This window comes from Streptomyces sp. NPDC057654 (assembly GCF_042800135.1).
Classification (GTDB): domain Bacteria; phylum Actinomycetota; class Actinomycetes; order Streptomycetales; family Streptomycetaceae; genus Streptomyces.
On the sequence record NZ_JBHVHQ010000997.1, the window covers coordinates 1 to 2,956 of the forward strand.

Consider the following 2,956-nt stretch of genomic DNA (forward strand, 5'->3'; position numbering starts at 1 on the left):
CCGCTTCACCACGCCCGACGCGCATCCCCCGCGGTGACACCGCGGGCCCCGGCCGGCACGAACGAACGACAGCAGGGCCGTACGGGCATGACGGCCGCCGTCCGGCGCCGGTCCAGAAGGCCCGCGACATCTCGCCCGCGACCGCGGTCCGGCCTTGAGCGCCGCCCCGAGCCGCGCCGCCTCGGCTCAGGCCGGTGCGTGCATCAGGGCGGTGACGTAGGCGTCCAGCCGCTCCTCCACGGCGCGCGTCGTCAGCTCCGTCTTCCCCGCCTCCCGCCATGGCTTCGACACCGCCCCCACCTCCTCCGAGGCCGCCAGCCCGCTGCGCACCAGCCAGTACAGCCGCTCGCTCGCGTCCGCGGCCAGCGCGCCGCCGGCCTCCTCGTACGCCTCGGTGAACCGCAGACCCCACACGGGCCCGTGCAGCAGCGCGAGGTGGGTGGAGCAGTGCGCCACATCGAGATCCACCGGGCCCCAGGAGGCCCCCGCCCAGTCGACGACGCCGGTGATACGAGCATCCGCCGGGCTTGCGGGCGGCACGTCGAAGAGCACGTTGCCGGGGTGGAAGTCCCGGTGCAGGAACCGCCCTTCGTACGGCGGCGCGGGCCTGCGGATCAGATCGATCGCCGCGGCCCACAACGACGCGTCGGCGCACTGCGGAGTCACGACGGTGTCGGCGGTCGTCAACGCCACATACGCGCGGGGCTGTCGGACGGGGCGCAGCGCGTGGATCGCCAGGAGCTGACGTGCCATCAGAGGGACGCGCGTCTCCAGTCCCTCGTCGTCGATGACCGTCCGTCCCGCCAGATGCGTCATGAGGAGCGAGGGATACTCGCAGTGCTCGGCGACCGGGTCCACCGCGACCAGCCGAGGAGCCGACACGCCGGTCCCGTCGCACTCGGTGAGGGCGCCGGCCTCCCTGTGCAGCCAGTCCTCGGCGTCCGCCACGCCCACGAAACTCCGCAGTACCAAGGGCCGGGTGCCCCCGTCCCGCGTGCCGATGGTCAGCCTGCGCATCTCGGCGGTGATCCCACCGTGCAGCGCCTCGACCCCGACGACCCGCTCCCCTGCTTCCAGGTGCCGGTGCACCCAGGCCAACGTCAACGGCCGGACAGCCGCCGCCTCATCGTGATCGCTCATCGCACCACCTCATCATGCGGGCGATCCGCGATGCCACCGCCTTTCGCCGGCGCTCATGTCGCCGTTTCGAAAATCGGTAGAACAAATGTGGTGTGGACGTGCAGACTGATCATCTATGTCGACGACACTTCCTTCCGGTCCCCTGTGCACCCGTGATTCGCTCGCCGCCGATCTGCGCGGCGTCGGTATTCGGGAGGGCGAGACGCTGCTCGTGCATTCCTCTCTCAGTTCGCTCGGGTGGGTCTGCGGAGGGCCCGGGACGGTGGTGCAGGCGCTGCTGGATGTGTTGGGGCCGGAGGGGACGCTCGTGGTGCCGGCGCATTCGGGCGAGAATTCGGATCCGGCGGTGTGGAGCAATCCGCCGGTGCCCGAGGAGTGGTGGGCGTGGATTCGGGCGTCGATGCCGGCGTATGACGCGCGGACGACGCCGACCTTCGGTATCGGCGTCATTCCGGAGACCGCCCGGAACTGGCCGGGGGCCGTGCGCAGCGACCATCCGCAGACCTCTTTCGCCGCGATCGGGCCGCTCGCCTCCACGGTCACGGACCGGCACGCGCTGGACTGCCGGCTCGGGGAGCGGAGTCCGCTGGCGCGGCTGGAGGAGGCGGAGGCGCGGATTCTGCTGCTGGGAGCGGAGTACGAGTCGTGTACGGCGTTTCATCTCGCCGAGTGCCGCGCGAACCCGCCGGAGGTCGACAACTCCTTCGCCGCCATGACGCCGCAGGGGCGCCAGTGGCTGACCGTGCGGGACTCCGGGATCAGCGGGGAGCGCTTCACCGAGCTCGGCGCGGCCTTCGAGAAGGAGCGGCCGGTGGCGCGGGGCACGGTCGGCGCGGCCGAGGCCCGGCTGTTCCCGCTGGGCGACGCCGTCGCGTACGCCCTGACCTGGATCACCCGGCACCGGCCCTACCCGGCCGAATAGCGGTGTCCTGAATACGATGACCTCATGGCGCCGTTCCTGATCGAATGCCGGACCCCGCTGCCCGCCGACGAGGCGTGGCGGCGGCTCACCGACTGGGAGCGGCACGCCGCGCACGTGCCCCTCACCCGCATCACCGTGACCACCCCGCCGCCCAGCGGCACGGGTACGCGGTTCACCGCTCGTACCCGCATCGGGCCGCTCAGCGTCGACGACCTCATGGAGGTCGTCCGCTGGCAGCCGCCGTCCGCACACGCACCGGGGCGCTGCCGGCTGGAGAAGCGCGGGCGGGCGATCACCGGCTGGGCCGAGATCGAGGTATACGGGCACGGGGACGGCGCGCGGGCGCGCTGGACCGAGGAGCTGCGGGTCCGCTGGACGCCGCGAGTACTCGACGCGCCGACCGCCTGGGCCGGGCGGCTGGTCTTCGGGCTCGTGATGCGGCGGTTGCTCGACGCGTGAGGGCGGCACCCGGAGCCCGTGGCTTCTCGGGTGCCTCCCTCCCGTGCGTACGGCTCAGTTCTCGCGCGGGCTCAGCTCGCCCATCGGACCCCAGTCCTCGGCCGGGATCTCGCCGTTGATGATCTCCGGCGTGGCGGCGATCAGCTCCGGCATCCACGCCATCGCGGTCTGGAAGTGCTCCGAGTTGACGTGCGTCTCGCCTGCGGCGCCGTCCTTGAACGCCTCCAGGAGAACGAACTGGTTCGGGTTCTCCACGCTCCGCGACCACTCGAAGAAGACGTTGCCCGGCTCCACGCGGGTGGCGCGGGTGAACTCCTCGACCCGCGGCAGCCACTGGTCCACGTACTCGGGGCGGATGGTGAACTTGACGTTGATGAGGATCATGGCGCTGCTCCTTCGCTGCACGGCGGGCCGACCGCCGGGTCGGCTCGGGAG

The 2,956-nt window shown here is 71.9% G+C and carries 4 protein-coding genes; 2 read left to right on the forward strand and 2 right to left on the reverse strand.

Annotated features, from left to right (window positions below):
• Positions 1-186: 186 nt before the first annotated feature.
• Positions 187-1,140: a phosphotransferase family protein gene (locus ACFU99_RS39450; protein ID WP_384402301.1), complete on the reverse strand. Its 954-nt coding sequence runs from the start codon at positions 1,138-1,140 to the stop codon at positions 187-189.
• A 115-nt stretch (positions 1,141-1,255) separates the two neighbouring features.
• Between ACFU99_RS39450 and ACFU99_RS39455 the strand changes: the two genes are divergently transcribed.
• Positions 1,256-2,062 carry an aminoglycoside N(3)-acetyltransferase gene (locus tag ACFU99_RS39455; protein WP_384402304.1) on the forward strand — a complete coding sequence of 269 codons (807 nt, stop codon included), beginning with the start codon at positions 1,256-1,258 and terminating at the stop codon, positions 2,060-2,062.
• A gap of 24 nt (positions 2,063-2,086) precedes the next feature.
• A complete protein-coding gene (locus tag ACFU99_RS39460) occupies positions 2,087-2,521 on the forward strand; it encodes an SRPBCC family protein (RefSeq protein WP_384402306.1) in 435 nt (144 codons plus the stop codon).
• Between the two features lie 54 nt (positions 2,522-2,575).
• Here the strand turns inward: ACFU99_RS39460 and ACFU99_RS39465 are convergent, their stop codons facing one another.
• A complete protein-coding gene (locus ACFU99_RS39465) occupies positions 2,576-2,905 on the reverse strand; it encodes a putative quinol monooxygenase (RefSeq protein WP_384402309.1) in 330 nt (109 codons plus the stop codon).
• Positions 2,906-2,956 lie beyond the last annotated feature (51 nt).